The sequence below is a fragment of the Streptomyces sp. CB01635 genome (assembly GCF_002803065.1).
Taxonomy (GTDB): Bacteria; Actinomycetota; Actinomycetes; order Streptomycetales; family Streptomycetaceae; genus Streptomyces.
In genome coordinates this window covers 66,757-85,278 of record NZ_NNBL01000027.1, presented here as the reverse complement: position 1 = coordinate 85,278, position 18,522 = coordinate 66,757, and the positions used below count along the sequence as shown (strand labels likewise).

Here is an 18,522-nt window from a genome sequence, read left to right as displayed (position 1 = left end):
TTGAGGTGATCACGCACAGCAAAGCGGTATGGGGCGCTCCGAGTCAAGGGCGGACCAAGGGGCGGCCTTCACCAACTCGTTTCACAATCCTCCGAGTTCGCCCTCGCGATCGACCAATCCCCTTTCTCACCTGGGCTGTTGAGCTGGTGACACGAGACAGCACCCCGGACCGCAAAGAAGTGTCCGGGGTGCTGTCAAGGCGAGATTCAGCCGGTCGCGGCGGCCGCGGCGCGGCCCGCCGCGCGGCCCGAGAAGAGGCAGCCGCCGAGGAAGGTCCCTTCGAGGGAGCGGTAGCCGTGCACGCCCCCGCCGCCGAACCCGGCCGCCTCCCCCGCCGCGTACACGCCCGGCAGGGGCTCACCGGCGTCGGTCAGGACGCGCGAGGACAGGTCGGTCTCCAGACCGCCGAGCGACTTGCGGGTGAGGATGTTGAGGCGCACGGCGACCAGCGGGCCCGCCTTCGGGTCGAGGATGCGGTGCGGGGCCGTGGTGCGGATGAGGCGGTCGCCGAGGAACTTGCGGGTGCCGCGGATGGCGGTCACCTGGAGGTCCTTGGTGAAGGGGTTGACGATCTCGCGGTCGCGGGCGACGAGGGTGCGGCGCAGTGCGGCCTCGTCGATCAGCGGACCCGATGACTTCTCAGTCAGGGCGTTCATGCCGCGCACGAGGGCGGGGAGATCCTTCTCGACGACGAAGTCGGCGCCGTTGTCCATGAAGGCCTTGACGGGCGCCGGCACGTCGGCGCGGGCCCGGTCGATGACACCGCGCACGGACTTCCCGGTGAGGTCGGGGTTCTGCTCGGAGCCGCTGAGGGTGAACTCCTTGCCGATGATGCGCTGGTTGAGCACGAACCACGTGTAGCCGTATCCGGTCTTCATGATGTGGTCGAGAGTGCCGAGGGTGTCGAAGCCGGGGAAGAGCGGCACGGGCAGGCGCTCACCGCGCGCGTCGAGCCAGAGCGAGGACGGGCCCGGCAGGATGCGGATGCCGTGCTTGTCCCAGATGGGGTTCCAGTTCTCGATGCCCTCGGTGTAGTGCCACATGCGGTCGCGGTTGATGAGGTGCGCGCCCGCGTCCTCCGTTATCCCGAGCATCAGGCCGTCGACGTGCGCGGGCACGCCGGAGAGCATCTTCTCGGGCGGGGTGCCGAGGCGCTCGGGCCAGTTGGCGCGGACCAGGTCGTGGTTTCCGCCGATGCCGCCGGAGGTGACGATCACCGCCTGCGCCTTGAGCTCGAAGGAGCCCGTGACCGTACGGCTGCTGCCCTGGCCGCGCTCGATGGACGACGGTTCGAGGATCTCGCCGCTGACGGTGTCGACGGCGCCGGCGCTGCGGGACAGGCCGGTCACCCGGTGCCGGAACTTCAGCTGTACGAGACCGCGCGCCACGCCCTCCCTGACGCGGCGCTCGAAGGGGGCGACGAGGCCGGGCCCGGTCCCCCAGGTGATGTGGAAGCGGGGCACCGAGTTCCCGTGCCCGTTCGCGTCGTAGCCGCCTCGCTCCGCCCAGCCGACCACGGGGAAGAACCGGACGCCCTGCTGGTGCAGCCAGGACCGCTTCTCGCCCGCGGCGAAGTCGACGTACGCCTCGGCCCACTTGCGCGGCCAGTGGTCCTCGGCACGGTCGAAGCCGGCGGTGCCCATCCAGTCCTGGAGCGCGAGCGCGTGGCTGTCCTTGATCCGCAGGCGGCGCTGCTCGGGCGAGTCGACGAAGAAGAGACCGCCGAAGGACCAGTGCGCCTGACCGCCGATGGACTGCTCCGGTTCCTGGTCCAGCAGGATCACCTTGCGGCCCGCGTCCACGAGTTCTGCCACCGCCGCGAGCCCGGCGAGGCCCGCCCCGATCACGATCACGTCCGCGTCGTACGTCGTCATTGGGGTCCGTCCCTCTCGAAAGTTACCGGTGGGTCAGATCTTGGGCACGGGGGTCGGCGGCGTCAACCTCGCCGTCCGGGTCACTCGCGGGGCAGCCGGTGCCGCGGGGCGCTATCGTCGGCCATACACCCGTGCAACGACCCGCCCACGGCCGATCTTGATACCTGCATTCTCGAGGTGCGCAGCGTGTCGGTTCTCGTACTCGTCCTCGCCGTCTCCGCGGCCTTCTGTCTGGGCATCGGATTCGTGCTCCAGCAGAACGCGGCGCAGCACGCCCCGCTGAACGACTTCCTGTCGCCGCGCCTGCTCCTCGACCTCGTTCGGGTGCCCCGTTGGCTGGGCGGCATAGGTTTCATGGTGTGCGGCATGGCGCTCGGCGCGATCGCGCTGGGCAACGGGGAGATCTCCCTCGTCGAGCCGCTGCTCGCGACCAACCTCCTGTTCGCGCTCGCCCTCTCGCGCCACCAGACCCGCCAGCCGCTGGGCAAACAGGGCTGGGCGGGCCTGGCCCTGCTCGCGGGCGGGGTGACGGCCTTCATCGTGGCGGGCGAGCCACGCAGCGGGGACGCGGTCACCGACCCGCTGCGGCGCTGGCTGATCATCGGCGTGATGGTGGGCGGCGCGCTGCTGCTCACGGCGTACGCGAAGAAGTCACGGATGGGCGCGGCCCCGGTCCTCCTCGGCGTGGCGGCCGGGCTCCTCTACGGGGTGCAGGACGCGCTGACGCGGATGAGCGGGCAGCTGTTCTCGTCGGGCGGCTGGGCCGGGTTGTTCACCAGCTGGCAGCCTTACGGGGTCCTGGTGCTGGGCGTCACGGGCCTGATCCTGGTGCAGAGCGCCTTCGAGATGGCGCCGCTGCGGATGTCGCTGCCCGCGCTGACGGCGGCGCAGCCGCTTGCGGGCATCGCGTGCGGGGTCGGCTTCATGGGCGACCAGCTACGCACGGATGCCGGGGCGCTCGCCTGGCAGGCGACCGGGCTCACGGCGATCGTTTCGGGGATCGTGCTGCTCGGGATGCATCCGGCGATGCCGACCGCGGGCCCTCGGGAGGGGGACCGGGCGGGGGTCGGGGTCTGAGCTGCCGGGGTCTTCCGGGTTCTGATGTCATGGGCGCATGACCCCTCCCACCGATCCCACGAACGCCGCTGAAGCCGCTGCCGCCCCGGATCCGGCGGCGGAGGTCCTCGACATCGTCGACGAGCACGACCGGGTGGTCGGGCAGGCCCCGCGCGGCGAGGCCTACGCACGCGGACTGCGCCACCGGTGCGTGTTCATCCAGGCCAGGGACTCCGCCGGCCGGATCTTCGTGCACCGCCGCACCCCGACGAAGCTGGTGTTCCCGTCCCTCTACGACATGTTCGTCGGCGGCGTCGTGGGCGCCGGCGAGTCCTACGACGACGCCGCCCTGCGCGAGGCGGAGGAGGAACTCGGCGTGTCCGGGCTGCCGCGCCCCGAGCCGCTGTTCAAGTTCCTGTACGACGGCGGGGCGGGCCGCACCTGGTGGTCGTACCTGTACGAGGTGCGCTGCGAGCCGCCGGTGGACCCGCAGGCCGAGGAGGTCGCCTGGCACGACTTCCTCACCGACGAGGAGCTGGAGCGGCGGCTTCCCGAGTGGCCGTGGGTGCCGGACGGGCTCGACGCGTACGAGCGGCTGCGGGCCTACCGTGCAGGGGCCGCGGGCCTGCCCGGGCCGCCCGGATAAGGTCGCCCCGTGATCGAATTTGTACGTAGTGTCCGCCTCTGGTTCGCACCCGAACGGGTGCGGGAGGACGGCGAGACACCCGACTACCGCTTCTCCCTGGCCAACGAACGCACGTTCCTGGCCTGGCTGCGCACGGCGCTCGCGCTGATCGGCGGCGGGTTCGCCGTGGACCAGTTCCTGCCGGACCTGCGCTGGGCCTGGCGGGCCGGGCTCGCGCTCGCGCTGCTCGCGGCGGGCGCCCTGTGCTCCCTACGCGCGGTCAGCCACTGGGTGCGCTGCGAACGGGCGATGCGGCGGGGCGAGGACCTGCCCGTCTCACGGTTCCCGGCGCTGTTGAGCGTCGTCGTGGCGCTGGTGGCCGTCGCGATGGTGGTGGTCGTGCTCGCCGGGTGGGCGGGGTGAGCGGCCTGTCCGAACCGCCCTGCGACGGACAGGGCGACGGAGGAACGGCCGGGCGCGATCCGGGGCTCCAGCCGGCGCGGACGCGGCTCGCCTGGCGGCGGACGACGCTGTCCTGCACCGTGGCCGCGATCCTCGCCGCCAAGACGACACTGAGCGGCGGCGCGGACACCCTCGGCGTACTGGGCGCCGCCCTGTGCTTCCTGGCGTGGCTGGGGTTCCTGGCGGTGGCGCACCGCCGGATCCGCGATCTGGCGCTGCACGAGGCCGGGCCGCCCGTACTGACCGGGCGCGCGGCCGTGGTGGCGGTGGCCTGCTCGGTGGCGCTGGCCGCGTTCGCCGCGGCGCTGGTGGTGTGACGGCGACCTGCGCCGCTTCCAGCCCGCCGGTCAGTCGGTCAGTCGGTCAGTCGGTCAGTCGGTCAGTCGGTCCACGGCACGGTGACCACGATCTTGCCCCTGGTGCGGCCCTCGGCGCTCAGCCGCTGGGCGTCGGCGGCCCGCTCCAGCGGGAACGTCTCGTCGACGTGCACCGTGACCACGTCCTGTTCCGCGAGGTCCGCGAGGCGCGCGAGGTCGGCGGCGTCGGGGCGCACGAAGACGTAGTGGCCACCCAGGTCGACGACCGAGGCGTCGGCGATGGACGCGAGCCGGCCGCCCGGCGCGAGCAGGTCCGCGGACACCTTCAGGGCCTCCCCGCCCACCGTGTCGAACGCGGCGTCCACGCCCTCCGGAGCGAGCGCCCGCACCCGCTCGGCGAGGCCGTCCCCGTACGTGATCGGTTCGGCGCCCAGCTCCCGCAGGAAGTCGTGGTTGCGTTCGCTCGCCGTGCCGATGACGCGGGCGCCGAGGTGGCGGCCCAGCTGGACCGCGATCGACCCGACGCCGCCGGCCGCCGCGTGGACGAGCACCACGTCACCCTCCTGCACGGCGAGGGCGCCGGTCAGGACCTGGTAGGCGGTGAGTCCGGTGAGCGGCAGCCCGGCGGCCTCCTCGTAGGTGAGGTTCCGGGGCTTGCGGGCCAGGGTGCGCACGGGCGCGGCGACGTACTCGGCGAAGGTCCCGCGGGAGAGGAAGTCCTCGCGCACGTACCCGATCACCTCGTCGCCGGTGACGAACTCGGTGACGGAGGAGCCGGGTTGGACCACGACGCCGGACACGTCCCAGCCGGGGATCACGGGGAAGACGGCGTCGAGCACCGGGTCGAGGTAGCCCTCGCGGGCCTTCCAGTCGACGGGGTTCACCGCCGCGGCCCTGACCTTCACCAGGACGGCGTCGGGCCCGACCTTGGGGTCGTGCGCCTCCCCGTATTCGAGTACCTCGGGACCGCCGTAGCCGCTGTAGCTGATCGCCTTCATCCGACGTACTCCTCGCGAAAGGCACAGGAACAGCACAAGGGTTCCATAACGGAATGATTCAGGCATTTCCGGCTAGCCTGACTCCATGACCACTCTCCATCAGGAACACCCCGTCCACGAGCACACCCACGGCGAGGGCTGCGGCCACGCGGCGGTGCCGCACGGCGACCACGTCGACTACGCGCACGACGGACATCTGCACGCGGAGCACAACGGCCACTGGGACGAGTGCGAGCCCGGCGCCCACACCACGCACCAGGGCCACGAGCACCAGCACGGCCAGAACTGCGGGCATCAGGCCGTCACACACGGCGATCACGTCGACTACGTCCACGACGGGCACCGGCACGCGCAGCACGAGGGCCACTGGGACGACCACTGACGGTCCGCAGGCCGCGCGGGGTGCGGCCGACATTCTCGCCGGACGCACCCGCACCGCCCGGCCGCGGGCAGTAGCGTACGAGATGGATCACATTCAGCCTCCGCCCTGGACGACATACCGACCGGTCGGCATCATGTGACGCGACACCGCTTCACTCTGCCTCCGGAGGACATCGATGAGCGCCGGCCACCCCCCAGGTCTTGATCTCGACCAGCTGCGCGGCCACCTCGACCGGGAGCGCCCGGGGCTCGTGGCCGGTCCGCTGTCCGGGCGGATCGTCGAGGGCGGCCGGTCGAACCTCACGTACCTCGTCGGCGACGGCTCGTCGACCTGGGTGGTCCGCCGCCCGCCACTGGGCCATGTACTCGCCACCGCGCACGACATGAAGCGCGAGCACCGGGTGATCAGCGCCCTGCACCCGACGTCCGTGCCGGTGCCCGAGGCGCTGCTCATGTGCGAGGACGACAGCGTGCTCGGCGCGCCGTTCTACGTGATGGAGTACGTGGCGGGCACGCCGTACCGCACGGCCGACCAGCTCGCGCAGCTGGGCCCCGAGCGCACCCGCGCCGCCGTGCTCGCCCTCGTGGACACCCTCGTCGACCTGCACGCCGTGGACCCCGCCGAGGTCGGCCTCGCGGACTTCGGGCGGCCCGAGGGGTTCCTCGACCGGCAGCTGCGGCGCTGGGGCAAGCAGCTCGACGCGTCCAGGAACCGCGAGCTGGCCGGCGTCGACGAGCTGCACGCGGCGCTCGGCCGCTCGCTGCCCAGCTCGCCCGCCCCCACGATCGTGCACGGCGACTACCGCCTCGACAACGTCCTGATCAACGAGGACGCCGACGGCGTCGACCGGATCAAGGCCGTCCTCGACTGGGAGATGTCCACGCTCGGTGACCCGCTCACCGACCTTGGCCTGCTGGTGATGTACAGCGCGAAGCTGGACATGCCCGACTCCCCCGTCTCCACGACGGCCGCAGCCGCCGGGCACCCCGACCCCGCCGAGATCATCGAGCGGTACGCCGCGCGCTCGGGGCGCGACGTCTCCGCCGTCTCCTGGTACACGGCCTTCGCGTGGTTCAAGCTCGCCGTGATCCTCGAAGGCATCCACTACCGCTACACCCTCGGCCAGACCGTCGGCGCCGGCTTCGACCGCATCGGTGAGCTCGTGCCCGTCTTCATCGACCACGGCCTGACGTCCCTTCAGAAAGGCTGACCCGCAATGGACTTCGCATTCGACGCGCGCACCGAGGAACTGCGGGCGAAACTCCTCGCCTTCATGGACGAGCACGTGTACCCGGCCGAGGCCGTCGCGCACGAGCAGCGCGCGCAGCTCGCCTCCCCGTGGGACACCCCGGCCGTCGTCGAGGAGCTGAAGGCCGAGGCCAGGCGGCAGGGCCTGTGGAACCTCTTCCTGCCCGATGCCGAGTACGGCGCCGGGCTGACCAACCTCCAGTACGCGCCGCTGGCCGAGATCACCGGCCGCAGCCCGCAGTTGGCGCCCACGGCCCTCAACTGCGCGGCCCCCGACACCGGCAACATGGAGGTGCTGAGCCAGTTCGGCGACGAGCGCCAGAAGAAGCAGTGGCTGGAGCCGCTGCTCGCCGGTGAGATCCGCTCGGCGTTCGCGATGACCGAGCCCGAGGTCGCCTCCTCGGACGCCACGAACATCACCACGCTCATCGAGCGCTCCGCCGACGGTTCCGAGTACGTCATCACCGGCCGCAAGTGGTACATCTCCGGGGCGATGAACCCGGACTGCAAGATCTTCATCGTGATGGGCAAGACGGACCCCGACGGCGCCGACATCCGCCGCCAGCAGTCCATGGTGCTCGTCCCCCGCGACACCCCCGGCCTCGAGATCCGGCGCGCCATGCAGGTGTACGGGTACGAGGACCACTACCACGGCGGCCACGCCGAGGTCGTCTTCGACCAGGTCCGCGTGCCCGCGAGCAACCTGATCGGCGAGGAGGGCGGCGGCTTCGCCATCGCCCAGGCGCGGCTGGGCCCGGGTCGTATCCACCACTGCATGCGGCTGATCGGCATGGCCGAGCGGGCCATCGAGCTGATGTGCAAGCGGGCCGTGGCCCGTACGGCGTTCGGCAAGCCGCTGGCCCAGCAGGGCGTCGTACAGGAGTGGATCGCGGACGCGCGGGTCGCGGTGGAGCAGCTGCGTCTCCTCGTCCTGAAGACGGCCTGGCTGATGGACACCGTCGGCAACAAGGGCGCCCACACGGAGATCCAGTCCATCAAGATCGCGACGCCGCGCACGGTCGTCGACATCATCGACCAGGCCGTGCAGCTGCACGGAGCGGGCGGCGTCAGCCAGGACTTCCCGCTGGCCGAGCTGTGGGCGGGAGCGCGCACCCTGCGCCTCGCGGACGGCCCCGACGAGGTCCACCAGCGCTCGCTGGCCCGGCGCGAGCTGAAGAAGTACCTGTGACGCGGTGACCCCGTGACGGCGAAGGGCCCCCGCACTCGGCTCGAGTGCGGGGGCCCTTGGTCGTGTATCAGAGCGTGGGCGGCGTCAGGGACGCAGTGCGCGCAGCAGCAGGTCCGCCAGGTGGTCCGCGACTTCCTGCGGGGCGAGCGGGCCGCCCGGGCGGTACCAGGTGGAGAGGTGGTGCACAGAGCCGAAGTGGTAGTCGACCACCAGATCGGCGGGCGTGGCCGTGGAGAACACGCCGGCCTGCTGGCCCTCCTCGATGAGGGCCCTGAACCGCTCGTGGTAGCGCCGCCGCTCGGCCCGCACCTGCTTGTGCTTCTCCGGGCCGAGCTGGTGCATGGAGCGGAAGAAGATCGACGCGTCGTCGAGGTTCTCGATGGTCGTGACGACCACGTCGGCCGCGGCGTCGCGCAGCCGCTGCTCCACGGGGGCGTCGGCGTCCGCGAACGCGTCGAGGCGTTCCTGCTGCAGGCGGAGCACGCGCGCGTACACCTCGTGCAGCAGGTCGTCCTTCGAGCCGAAGTAGTGGTAGAGCGCACCCTTGGTGACGCCGGCCGCCTCGACGATCTCCTGGACCGAGGTGCGGTCAAAACCGCGTTCGGCGAAGAGCCGGGTGGCGGCGGCGAGCAGCCTCTGAGGGACGGGCGTACCGTCTCCGTCCGACGTCCTGGGCACTGCCGCCACCTGCCTTTCTCCTGCGATCAGCTGTTCTGTGTACGGGAACGCAGTTCCCGCCGGAGGATCTTCCCACTTGTCGTCTTCGGCAGCTCGGGCAGGATCTCCACCTCGCGCGGGTACTTGTACGCGGCGAGCCGCTCCTTGCAGTAGGCGGACAGGTCGTCGGGGCCCACCGAGGCGCCCGGGCGCAGGCTCACGTACGCCCTGACCGTCTCGCCTCGATAGGGGTCGGGGACGCCCACGACGGCGGCCTCGCGCACGGCCTCGTGGGTGTAGAGGACGTCCTCCACCTCGCGGGGCCAGACCTTGAAGCCGGAGGCGTTGATCATGTCCTTCTTGCGGTCGACGACGTAGAGCCAGCCGTCGGCGTCCATGAAGCCGATGTCTCCGGTGCGCAGTTCGCCGTCCGGGAAGGACTCGGCGGTGGCGTCGGGGCGCTTCCAGTAGCCGGGCACGACCTGGGGGCCACGGACGGCTATCTCGCCCTGCTCGCCGAAGGGCACCTCCTGGCCGAGGTCGTCCACGATCCGGACGACGCTCTCGGGGCCCGGGACGCCGACGGCGAGGGTGCCGGAGACGGGGTCGACGGGGGCTTCCTTGCCGGGCGGCACGGAGGCGCAGGGGGCGGTGCACTCGGTGAGGCCGTAGCCGTTGTGGATGTAGGGGCCGAAACCGGCCCGGAACTTCTCCACGAGGGCGGGCGGCACCGGGGCGCCGCCGGACGAGATCGACCGGAAGGACGCGAAGTGCTCGCGGGTCGCGGCCGGGTGCGCGGCGAGCGCCATGAACGCGGTGGAGGGACCCACGGTGTAGGCGGGCCGATGCTCGGCGAACGCGTCCAGGACGACCCCGGCCTCGAAGCGGTACGCGAGGACGAGGGTGCCCGTGTTCGCGAAGGAGGAGACCAGTTCGCAGACCATGCCGGTGATGTGGAAGAGCGGCGCGAGCCCGAAGTACGTGCCGCCTTCGGGGATGCCGAGTCCGGTGCGCTGGCGCTCGGCGTTGTACGTGATGTTGCGGTGCAGGTTCGTGGCGCCCTTGGGCGTGCCACTGGTGCCGGAGGTGTAGCTGATGAGCGCGATGTCGTCCGGGCGCGGGTCGCGGCCCTCGGGCGCCGCGTTGCCCTGGCGGGCGACCGTCAGGAGGTCGTCGGCGTCCTCGGCCTGCGGCTCGACGCGCTCGAACTTCAGGACGCGCTCGTCGCCCCGCGTCTGGAGGTCCAGCTCGCAGGCGGTGAGCACGATCCGTACGGAAGAGTCCGCGGCGGTCTCGCGCAGGTACGTCTCCCAGGCCCGGTCCGAGCAGATCAGAGCGGTGACGTCGGCGTCGTGCAGGACGTGGGTGACCTCGCCCGACTTGTACATCGGGTTGACCGGGACGACGGTGGCGCCCGCCTTGTAGGCGGCGAGGAGGCCGATCACGAAGTGCGGCGAGTTCTGCAGCATGAGGGCGGCGCGGTCGCCGCGTCCGAGACCGCGCGCGGCGAGGTGCCCGGCGACGGAGTCGCTGAGCTCGTCCAGCTCCCGGTAGCTGAGGCGGCCGTCGAAGTAGGCGACGGCGGTGCGGTCGGGAGCGGTGCGGACCGCGGCGCGGAAGGCGTGCAGCACGGAGTCGGCCGGGGTGACCGGGGCCCGCTGGGCCTCGGAGAGCCGGCCGAGCCATGGCTGGGCCGCGTAGATGGAGGAGCTCACTTCTGTGCCGCCTCCCACTTCTGCTGGATGTGGTTCATGTTCGACAGCCAGCGGTCGGGCGTCGCTGCCCTGGCCGCGTAGTAACCGGCGACCTCGGGGTGCGGGAGGATCAGGAAGCGGTCCTCCTCCATGCCCGCGAAGAGCGCGTCGGCGACGTCCTCGGGCTCGATCGCGGTCGGCGCGAGGACGAGCTCCCCGGCCGATCCGGAGGCGGTGAGCATGTCCGTACGCACGCCCTGCGGGCAGATCGCGTGGACCTTGAGCCCGCGGTGTCGGTAGGTGAGGGAGAGCCACTCGGCGAAGGCGTACGCGCCGTGCTTGGTGACGCTGTAGGGCGCGGCGCCGACCATCGTGAGCAGTCCCGCCGCGGAGACGGTGGAGACGAAGCGGCCGCTGCCGCGCTCCAGCCAGCCGGGCAGCAGGGCCTTCGCGGCGCGGACGTGGGCCATCACGTTGACGTCCCAGGCGTCGGCCCAGATCTGCTCGTCGGCGTCCTCGGTGCCGCCGGAGGCGAGCCCCGCGTTGGCGCAGTAGACGTCCACGGTGCCGTCCAGGGCGTCCAGCGCCTCGGGCACGATCTCGGAGGCGTCGCCCGGCACCGCTGTGGCGCCGATCTCGTCCGCGACCGCCTTGGCCTTCCCCGCGTCCAGGTCGTTCACGACGACGCGCGCTCCCGAAGCGGCGAAGCGGCGGGCGAGCGCGGCTCCGATGCCGCCTCCCGCGCCGGTGACGACGACCCCCGTGCCGTGCAGGCTGTCCATCATCGGTCTCCCTTGACTCGACTTTCCGTCACAGACTAAGCAGTCGGTCAGCCCAACGGAAGAGGTGTCGGCGGTCGGCTTCGTTCCGCGGGGGCGCGGCGCACGCTAGCGTGCGTGCACATGCCACCTTCCGCGATCACGGAGGTCACCACATGAACGTGTCCAGACGGAGCCTGCTCGCCGCCACCACCGCCTCTGCGGTGGCCGCCACGGCGGGCGCGGCGTCCCCCGCGCTCGCCGCGGAGAAGGACGGCGGCCGGCTCCGCACCGGTTTCGAGCGCCTCGCGGACGACGGATACCGGATCCTCGCCGGGCAGAAGGTCGGCTTCGTGACGAACCCGACCGGCGTCACACGCGACGTCAAGCACATCGTCGACGTGATGCACGCCGACGAACGGGTGAAGCTGACCGCGGTGTTCGGGCCCGAGCACGGCTTCCGCGGCACGGCGCAGGCCGGCGGCTCGGAGGGGCGCTACGACGACCCGGCGACCGGACTGCCGGTCTACGACACCTACTTGAAGAGCGGGCAGGCGCTGGCGGACATCTTCACCGCGTCCGGTGTCGACACGGTCGTCTTCGACATCCAGGACGCGGGCGCACGCTTCTACACGTACATCTGGACGCTCTACGACTGCATGGAGGCCGCGCAGCTCGCGGGCAAGAAGTTCGTGGTGCTCGACCGCCCGAACCCGGTGACCGGCCGGAACGCCTACGGGCCCGTCCTGCACAAGGAGTTCGCGACGTTCGTCGGCCGCCGCGAGATCTCCCAGGCCCACGGGATGACGGTCACCGAGCTGGCGCGCCTGTTCAACGCCGAGTACCTCACCCACCCCGTCGAGCTCGAGACGGTCCGGATGACGGGCTGGAAGCGGCGCGACTTCTACGACGCGTCGGGGCTGCCGTGGGTGCCGCCGAGCCCGAACATGCCGACGCCCGACACCGCGCTGGTCTACTCGGGCACCTGCCTTTTCGAGGGCACGAACCTCTCCGAGGGCCGCGGCACGACCCGCCCCTTCGAACTGCTCGGCGCCGAGGACGTCGACGGGCGCTGGGCGGCCGCCGCCAATGAACTCCACCTGCCCGGCGTGGACTTCCGCGAGGCGTACTTCGCGCCGACGTTCTCCAAGTTCCAGGGCAAGACGATCGGCGGCGTGCAGATCCACGTCAGGGACCGGGCCGCGTACGACCCCGTACGCACCGGCATCGCGCTCCTGGTGACGGCGAAGAAGTCCTGGGCCGCCTTCGCGTGGCGCTCGGACAACTGGATCGACAAGCTCACCGGGTCCACCCAGGTGCGGACGATGATCGACGCCGGGGCGTCCACGGACGACGTGGTCGCGGCCTGGCAGGGCGAACTGGCGGCGTTCCGGGCGGTGCGCGGCCGGTACCTGGCGTACAAGTAGGGCGCAGCCCCTGACGTCTCGCGATACGGGACGACCCGTTTCGCGTATTGACTGCCATGTACACGCACAACCACAGTGCAGTACGTGCTCAAAGACGACTCCACCAGGCAGAACACGGTCACCGGCGCGGATTCTGACGGGGACAGCCCCGAGAGCCTGCGCCGCGTGGCCGTCGCCAGTTTCATCGGGACCGCGATCGAGTTCTACGACTTCTACGTCTACGGAACGGCCGCCGCCCTCGTCCTCAACGAGGCGTTCTTCCCGAACCTCTCCTCCCTCAACGCGACCCTCGCATCCTTCTCGACGTACGCGGTGGCCTTCGCGGCCCGCCCCATCGGCTCGCTCCTGTTCGGCCACTTCGGCGACCGGGTCGGCCGCAAGTCCGTCCTCGTCGCCTCACTGCTCCTGATGGGCCTTTCGACGGCGTGCGTCGGCCTGCTGCCCGGGTACGGCACCTTGGGCGTGTGGGCGCCGCTGCTGCTCGTCCTGCTGCGCTTCCTCCAGGGCGTGGGCCTCGGCGGCGAGTGGGGCGGCGCCGCGCTGCTCGCCGTGGAGCACGCGCCGCGCGGCAAGCGCGGCCTGTTCGCCGCGTTCCCCCAACTCGGCCCTTCCGTCGGCTTCTTCGCGGCGACCGGAATCTTCTGGATCCTGTCGACCACGCTCGACGACGAGGCGTTCCACTCCTGGGGCTGGCGCGTGCCGTTCCTGCTCTCCTTCCTGCTGGTCGCCGTCGGCCTCTTCGTGCGGCTGAAGATCAGTGAGACACCTGTGTTCGCCAAGGTGATGAAGGAGCAGGAGGCGAGCAAGGCCCCTGCGCTGGAGGTCTTCAAGCGCCACCCCCGCGAGATCCTGCTCGGCGCGGGCGGCATGGTTGTCGCGTACGGGCTCTTCTACACGGCCACCACGTACTGCCTCGCCTACGGCACCACGACCCTCGGTGTCCCGCGCAACACGATGCTCGCGGTCTCGCTCGTCGCCTGCCTCTTCCTCGCGGCGGGCACCTGGCTGGCCGCGACCCGTTCCGACGCGGGCGGGCGCCGCAAGCTGGTGCTCGCGGGCGCCGGGCTCGCGGTGGTCTGGGGTCTGGTCCTCTTCCCGCTCATGGACACCGAGCAGCCCGTGCTGATCGCGCTCGCCCTGGGCGGCGCGCTGTTCTGCATGGGTGTCGTGTACGGGCCGATGGGCGCGTATCTGCCGGAGCTGTTCGGGGTGCGCGTGCGCTACTCCGGGGCGTCGTTCGCGTACAACCTGGGCGGGGTGCTCGGCGGCGCGGTGGCGCCGCTCGTGGCGACGCGGCTCCAGGGCGAGTTCGGCTCGTCCTCGGTGGGCTGGTACGTCAGCGCGATGGCCGTCGTCTCCCTGCTCTGCGTCCTCGCCCTGCCGGAGACGCGGGAGCGCGAACTGGGCTGACCTCCATGGGGCACGCGTGTGCGTGCCCCATGGAAGCGGTCAGCTACGGCCGGTGCGAGGGAAATTCGACGACCTGCTGGTACGTCGGACGGTTCTGCCACTGGATCCCGCGGTGCGTGATACCGCCGAGCGCCCGGTGGATGATCGTGTCCGAGCACCACTGGTCGCCGGCCTTGCACGCGTCGTCGCCGGGGTAGACCTCGGCGGCGGGTTCGGCAGCGGCCTGCGTGAGCGTGGCGAGCAGGGCGTCGCGGCAGGCGTCGAGCTTGCCACCGCCGCAGTAGGCGGCGCCGAGCTTGCCCTTCACCGGCTGCCCGAGGACGGTACGCAGGTCCTTGTCGACGTAGCCCCACCAGCCGTACTGGAAGGCCGATCCCGCGTGCGCGCCGGTGGGACCGTGGCCCGCGGACGGCGACTCGTCGACGGTCAGTTGGCCGGTGAGCGCCCCGTACAGGTCACCCCCGAGACCGGGTTCGAACTCGGCCTTCACCAGGAGCGGCCACCAGGCGTCCATGATGCGTACGGCATCCGGGTGCGCGTAGGTGTGCGAGCCGGCCGCGGTCTGGTTGCGCTGGGCTCCCGCCTTGCGCCAGGCCTCCAGCTGCTGCACGGCCTTGTTCAGGGCCGGGTCGTCGACGGGCTTGCTGCGGACGACCTTGAGGATCTCGGGCAGCACCTGCTCGCCCCGCAGATCCGTGAGGGCGGCCTCCTCCATGGCCTGGGTCAGCGAGGCCCTCGTCACGCCGCCCTCGGCGGTGAGCTTCTTCACGCGCCCGTCGAGCAGATCGGCGCGGTGCACGGCGCCGAGGCTGAAGTTGGCGGCGCCGAACCCCTTGGCCTGCTTGTTGTTCCAGGAGATGTAGTAGTCCTGGTCGACGGAGTTCGGGTGCTCGGACGGCGGCGAGTACGCGGCCGTGTTGTCCGCCGGGTCGAAGTCCCGCCACTCGTAGGCCTGTTCGGCCTTCACCGGGAAGGAGGCGTCGACGTCGTCGGCGCGCACCGGGTTGGCGCCGCTGTTGTAGTACGCGATGTCGCGCGAGTCGGCGTAGAACCAGTTGAAGGCGTAGCTGATGTGCTGCGCCGCCTTCTCGAAGGTCGCGGCGTCCTTCACGTACGACGGGTCGTTCAGCATCTGGAAGCCGATGATGGAGTCGGCCTCGTGCCGGTACGTCGAGCGCAGTGAGGTGTACGCGACGGGCTTGCCGTCGACCGTCGCACGGTGCGTGACGATGCCGTACTTCGTGCGGAAGACCTGCATCCGGTAGGAGCCGGCCGCCGTGGAGTCGGCGAGGGTCGGCTTCCAGGCGTTCTTCTTCTCCAGCTTCTCCATGGGCGTGCAGGTGCCGCGGTACAGGTAGCTGGTGGACTGCCTGGTGGGGGTGCCACCGCCCGGCTCGCACAGCTCCACCGCGTACGTGTCCGTGATGTCCTGGCCCGCCGAGGTCGCCGACCAGGCGTAGTCCTGGCCGCGGCCGAGCTGGATGTACATGCCGACGCCCGCGAACGAGACGCCGCGCGCGCTGATGCCCGGGCCCTGGAGCTCCTGCATCATCAGCAGCTGCGGGGCGAAGTACCCGGTCTGCGGGCCGAACACGGCGACCGGATGGCCGGACGCGGTGTGCTTGCCGGAGACGAGGAGCGCGTTGGACATGCCCTTCTTCGAGTCGGAGTTGCGGAACGTGTCCGCGGGCAGCACGCCCCTGTCGTACATGCCCTGGAGCGGCTTGAGCTTCGCCGGTGCCTTGACGGGGGTCCTGCGCCCCGCCTCGGCCGGCTTGGCCGAGCCCTCGCGGTCGTAGACGAGCGGTTCGCTCTCGACGGTGCCCTTGTCGGGCAGCGCCTCCCCGCGCGGGTTCTTCGGCTTGGCCCCGTACGGGAAGCTCGTGCCGTCGTGGATGGTCGCCACGGCCTCGGGGTCGTCGCGCCCGCGGAAGGACTCCCAGACCTCGGTGCCCCGCTCGACGCCGTACTTCTGCTGCGCCGACAGGAGCGAGAGGGCCTGGCCGACCTCTCCCCCGCCGCCGCCCCCGAAGAGGCCACCGACGACCGAGGCCAGCGCGATCATGTCGGTCACCTTGAACGGCTGGATCTCGCCCACGTTCGTGATCGCGTCGATCTTGCCGGTCAGGACGTACTCGCCGGGGAAGTAGCGGCCGTTCTTCGACTTCTCGCGATAGGCGTTGAGCCCGTCGATATAGGCCTGCGCGTCGTCCATGGCCTGCTTGCCGCGCTCGCCCTGCGTGGTCCTGATGTACTCGACCTGCCGCTCCAGGTCCTGCTCGGTGTACGGGGCCTGCGGCCAGAACTCCTGCTCGAGCCCCTGGTTCGCGAGGGCGCCGCCCGCGAACGACGTGAGCTCCCCTCGGCCGATGTGCCGGAACAGGTCGATCAGCCAGAGCCGGTCCTGACCTGCGGCGTAGCCGGCGCCGAACTCTGTTCCGTAACGCGTGGAACCTTTGACGTGGGGTACACCGTTCTTCTTGTCACGGGTGATCGTCACATCGTCGCGGGGGCGCGTGACGGAACCGACCTGACCATCGGGGACCCCGAAGGAGGAGTCGTTGAAGAACTGGGTGAGGGTGTCGTCCGTCAGGGACGGATACCCGGCGGAGAGCGCGTCGTAGGGGCCGAGTTGATCGTCGGCGTGGGCGGGCTGGGTGCCGAGGACGCGGTGGCCGAGAATCTCGGCCAGCGTGGCGCTGCCGTTCGCGCCGGGCGGCAGGATGTCCGCGCACCGGCCCGCGCAGTAGTCGGGCGCCGGTGGCGGCTCCGCGGCGGACGCCCCGCCGGCCGGGGACAGCAGCCCCGCCGTGAGGACGAACACCGCTGTGGCGGCCGTGCGCTTGAGAGTTCTACGGAGGCTTCTGTGCTGGCTGGTTCGTGGGGTGCGCCGTCGCATGCCTGATCCTCCCGACGATGGTGCGCCGGAGGTTACCGGCGGTAGGCCACCGGCTGAAGATGAACATGCGTCACTTTTTCGGAATCGCCACACGAGACCCTCTGGGACCTACCGGCCCCAGGAGGTACCGCTGACGGAGTCCATCGGAAATCGGATGGACCGGCATGGATCCGAATCGAGTGTCGATACGTCTATTCGGCGACGTCCGTTCGACGACGACGCCGAAGTACATGTACGTGTGACGGAGGTGCAGGGCGATGGCCGGATTCCGGAGCCTGGCGAGACAAACGCGCGACCCGCGCAATGATCTGGCACTGCGGCGGTACTCGCTGCGCAAGTGCCTGGAGCGGTTTGCCCCTTACGGGCACCGAGCGACCTGGGACCACCTGTGCTCGCGGGCCGGGTTCGACCCCGAGGACCGCTCCCCCGAGCCGGCGCGGCTGACGGCCGCGCTCGACGAGCTCGAGGAGGCGCGGGCGGTCTGGCTCGCGTACGAGACGCAGTTCGCGGAGCGCCGCCGCAAGGAGAAGCACGACGGGCTGCGCAGGCCGGGCACGGTCGACGACTGGCACCGGCTGACCTGGGGCGGCTTCGGCGTCGCCTGGTGCGACGACCCGATGGTCCACCCCTCCGAACCCCTCGCGGAAGTCCTGAACCGGCTGATCGCGGCCCTGGAGCGCGAGCCCGGCACGGCCTGTCCCGTCTGCACCGGCACGGCACTCCTCTGGAAGCACGACCTGGCGCACGAACCGTCGTCAGGACCGGTCTGCACCCACTGCGGCATCGTGGTGCCGCGCCCCGTCCTCACCCCCGCGTCCCTGGCCGGAGCCTGGCGGGCGCGGGTCCTTGTCTCGGCGTAGAGCGCATCGGCACGAGCACGACTGTGTGAGCACGGGGGTGCCGCCCATGAGCCGCACCCCCGGTCCACGCACCTGTCTCAGCCGCTCGGTGTGATCACGTCCGTCTGGACGGCCAGCTTGAACTCGGCGAGGACCAGCGGCGTACGGATCAGCGCGTCACCCGCGCCGCGCACCGAGATCTTCAGGCCGAGCGAGGTTCCCGGGTGCACGAACATCTGCCAGGTGTACGACCGGTACTGACCGCCGCCGGTCGGCGCGGAGTCCGTCGTGGCGGTCGAGTCGTAGCCGGTCGAAGCTGCGAGCGGGTCGCGCACGAAGCGCGCCCTGAACTCGCGCGGTCCGGAGTCCGGCTCCCAGAAGACCAGCGCGGACAGGGTGCCCCATCCGTCGTGACTCGGCCGGATCAGACCCGAGTGGGTGTCCGGGTACTTGGACCCCTTCGGCGGGTCGTGCATCTTCCACGGGTCGTACGACTCCTCGCCCGCCGCGTAGGGGAAGCGGACGAGGTGGTAGCCGTCGCGGTCATAGGTGATCTTCTGCGGGCCCGAGCGTGCGGCCTCGTACTTCAGCGAGCAGATGGCGAGTCCCATCGCGTCTCCCCGTCCCCGTGATCCGTCGTGCCGTCATGTCTTCATGTCCTCATTCATCCCCAACTCCCCCGCGCGT

At 71.0% G+C, this 18,522-nt stretch carries 17 protein-coding genes; 10 read left to right on the top strand and 7 right to left on the bottom strand.

The features are described 5' to 3' along the window. Nucleotides 1-206: 206 nt before the first annotated feature. Nucleotides 207-1,874, bottom strand: coding sequence for an FAD-binding dehydrogenase (locus tag CG723_RS38220; RefSeq protein ID WP_100598139.1), 1,668 nt, complete (start codon nucleotides 1,872-1,874; stop codon nucleotides 207-209). A 186-nt stretch (nucleotides 1,875-2,060) separates the two neighbouring features. On the opposite strand from CG723_RS38220, the gene CG723_RS38215 reads away from it, so the two are divergent. From CG723_RS38215 to CG723_RS38200, 4 genes are read left to right on the top strand one after another with little or no spacing between them, the layout of a single operon-like run. Continuing rightward, complete coding sequence (locus CG723_RS38215) at nucleotides 2,061-2,951, top strand: DMT family transporter (protein ID WP_100598138.1); 891 nt, start codon at nucleotides 2,061-2,063, stop codon at nucleotides 2,949-2,951. Nucleotides 2,952-2,988: 37 nt separating this feature from the next. Then, nucleotides 2,989-3,576, top strand: a complete 588-nt coding sequence (locus tag CG723_RS38210) for an NUDIX hydrolase (protein WP_100598137.1) — start codon at nucleotides 2,989-2,991, stop codon at nucleotides 3,574-3,576. A gap of 9 nt (nucleotides 3,577-3,585) precedes the next feature. Further along, nucleotides 3,586-3,978: a YidH family protein gene (locus tag CG723_RS38205; protein ID WP_100598136.1), complete on the top strand. Its 393-nt coding sequence runs from the start codon at nucleotides 3,586-3,588 to the stop codon at nucleotides 3,976-3,978. A 5-nt stretch (nucleotides 3,979-3,983) separates the two neighbouring features. After that, nucleotides 3,984-4,334, top strand: a complete 351-nt coding sequence (locus tag CG723_RS38200) for a DUF202 domain-containing protein (RefSeq protein ID WP_100598173.1) — start codon at nucleotides 3,984-3,986, stop codon at nucleotides 4,332-4,334. Between the two features lie 62 nt (nucleotides 4,335-4,396). On the opposite strand, the gene CG723_RS38195 is transcribed toward CG723_RS38200, so the two are convergent. Further along, nucleotides 4,397-5,332, bottom strand: coding sequence for an NADP-dependent oxidoreductase (locus CG723_RS38195; protein WP_100598135.1), 936 nt, complete (start codon nucleotides 5,330-5,332; stop codon nucleotides 4,397-4,399). 85 nt (nucleotides 5,333-5,417) lie between these two features. On the opposite strand from CG723_RS38195, the gene CG723_RS38190 reads away from it, so the two are divergent. The 3 genes from CG723_RS38190 (at nucleotide 5,418) to CG723_RS38180 (ending at nucleotide 8,151) form a co-directional block, all read left to right on the top strand. Continuing rightward, the gene (locus tag CG723_RS38190) at nucleotides 5,418-5,714 is read left to right on the top strand and encodes a hypothetical protein (protein ID WP_100598134.1); all 297 of its coding nucleotides are present in this window, start codon (nucleotides 5,418-5,420) and stop codon (nucleotides 5,712-5,714) included. Between the two features lie 175 nt (nucleotides 5,715-5,889). Beyond that, nucleotides 5,890-6,924 (top strand): phosphotransferase family protein, encoded by a 1,035-nt coding sequence (locus tag CG723_RS38185; RefSeq protein WP_100598133.1) that lies wholly within the window; start codon nucleotides 5,890-5,892, stop codon nucleotides 6,922-6,924. A 6-nt stretch (nucleotides 6,925-6,930) separates the two neighbouring features. After that, nucleotides 6,931-8,151 carry an acyl-CoA dehydrogenase family protein gene (locus CG723_RS38180; RefSeq protein WP_100598132.1) on the top strand — a complete coding sequence of 407 codons (1,221 nt, stop codon included), beginning with the start codon at nucleotides 6,931-6,933 and terminating at the stop codon, nucleotides 8,149-8,151. Nucleotides 8,152-8,235: 84 nt separating this feature from the next. On the opposite strand, the gene CG723_RS38175 is transcribed toward CG723_RS38180, so the two are convergent. The 3 genes from CG723_RS38175 to CG723_RS38165 are packed head-to-tail and all read right to left on the bottom strand — an operon-like array spanning nucleotide 8,236 to nucleotide 11,287. After that, nucleotides 8,236-8,829, bottom strand: a complete 594-nt coding sequence (locus CG723_RS38175) for a TetR/AcrR family transcriptional regulator (protein WP_100598172.1) — start codon at nucleotides 8,827-8,829, stop codon at nucleotides 8,236-8,238. A gap of 26 nt (nucleotides 8,830-8,855) precedes the next feature. Beyond that, nucleotides 8,856-10,523 (bottom strand): class I adenylate-forming enzyme family protein, encoded by a 1,668-nt coding sequence (locus CG723_RS38170; protein ID WP_100598131.1) that lies wholly within the window; start codon nucleotides 10,521-10,523, stop codon nucleotides 8,856-8,858. Continuing rightward, nucleotides 10,520-11,287, bottom strand: coding sequence for an SDR family oxidoreductase (locus CG723_RS38165; RefSeq protein ID WP_100598130.1), 768 nt, complete (start codon nucleotides 11,285-11,287; stop codon nucleotides 10,520-10,522). Before CG723_RS38165 ends, CG723_RS38170 begins: the two co-directional genes overlap by 4 nt. A gap of 149 nt (nucleotides 11,288-11,436) precedes the next feature. On the opposite strand from CG723_RS38165, the gene CG723_RS38160 reads away from it, so the two are divergent. Both CG723_RS38160 and CG723_RS38155 read left to right on the top strand, forming a co-directional pair. After that, entirely contained in the window at nucleotides 11,437-12,687 is a 1,251-nt protein-coding gene (locus tag CG723_RS38160) for an exo-beta-N-acetylmuramidase NamZ family protein (protein ID WP_199842060.1), read from the top strand. A gap of 84 nt (nucleotides 12,688-12,771) precedes the next feature. Further along, the gene (locus CG723_RS38155; protein WP_234374723.1) at nucleotides 12,772-14,097 is read left to right on the top strand and encodes an MFS transporter; all 1,326 of its coding nucleotides are present in this window, start codon (nucleotides 12,772-12,774) and stop codon (nucleotides 14,095-14,097) included. 43 nt (nucleotides 14,098-14,140) lie between these two features. Here the strand turns inward: CG723_RS38155 and CG723_RS38150 are convergent, their stop codons facing one another. Continuing rightward, nucleotides 14,141-16,996, bottom strand: a complete 2,856-nt coding sequence (locus CG723_RS38150; protein ID WP_100598128.1) for a penicillin acylase family protein — start codon at nucleotides 16,994-16,996, stop codon at nucleotides 14,141-14,143. 257 nt (nucleotides 16,997-17,253) lie between these two features. On the opposite strand from CG723_RS38150, the gene CG723_RS38145 reads away from it, so the two are divergent. Continuing rightward, complete coding sequence (locus CG723_RS38145) at nucleotides 17,254-17,856, top strand: hypothetical protein (RefSeq protein ID WP_100598127.1); 603 nt, start codon at nucleotides 17,254-17,256, stop codon at nucleotides 17,854-17,856. A gap of 77 nt (nucleotides 17,857-17,933) precedes the next feature. Here CG723_RS38145 and CG723_RS38140 read toward each other — a convergent pair whose 3' ends face one another. Then, nucleotides 17,934-18,446: a hypothetical protein gene (locus CG723_RS38140; RefSeq protein WP_100598126.1), complete on the bottom strand. Its 513-nt coding sequence runs from the start codon at nucleotides 18,444-18,446 to the stop codon at nucleotides 17,934-17,936. Between the last annotated feature and the right edge of the window lie 76 nt (nucleotides 18,447-18,522).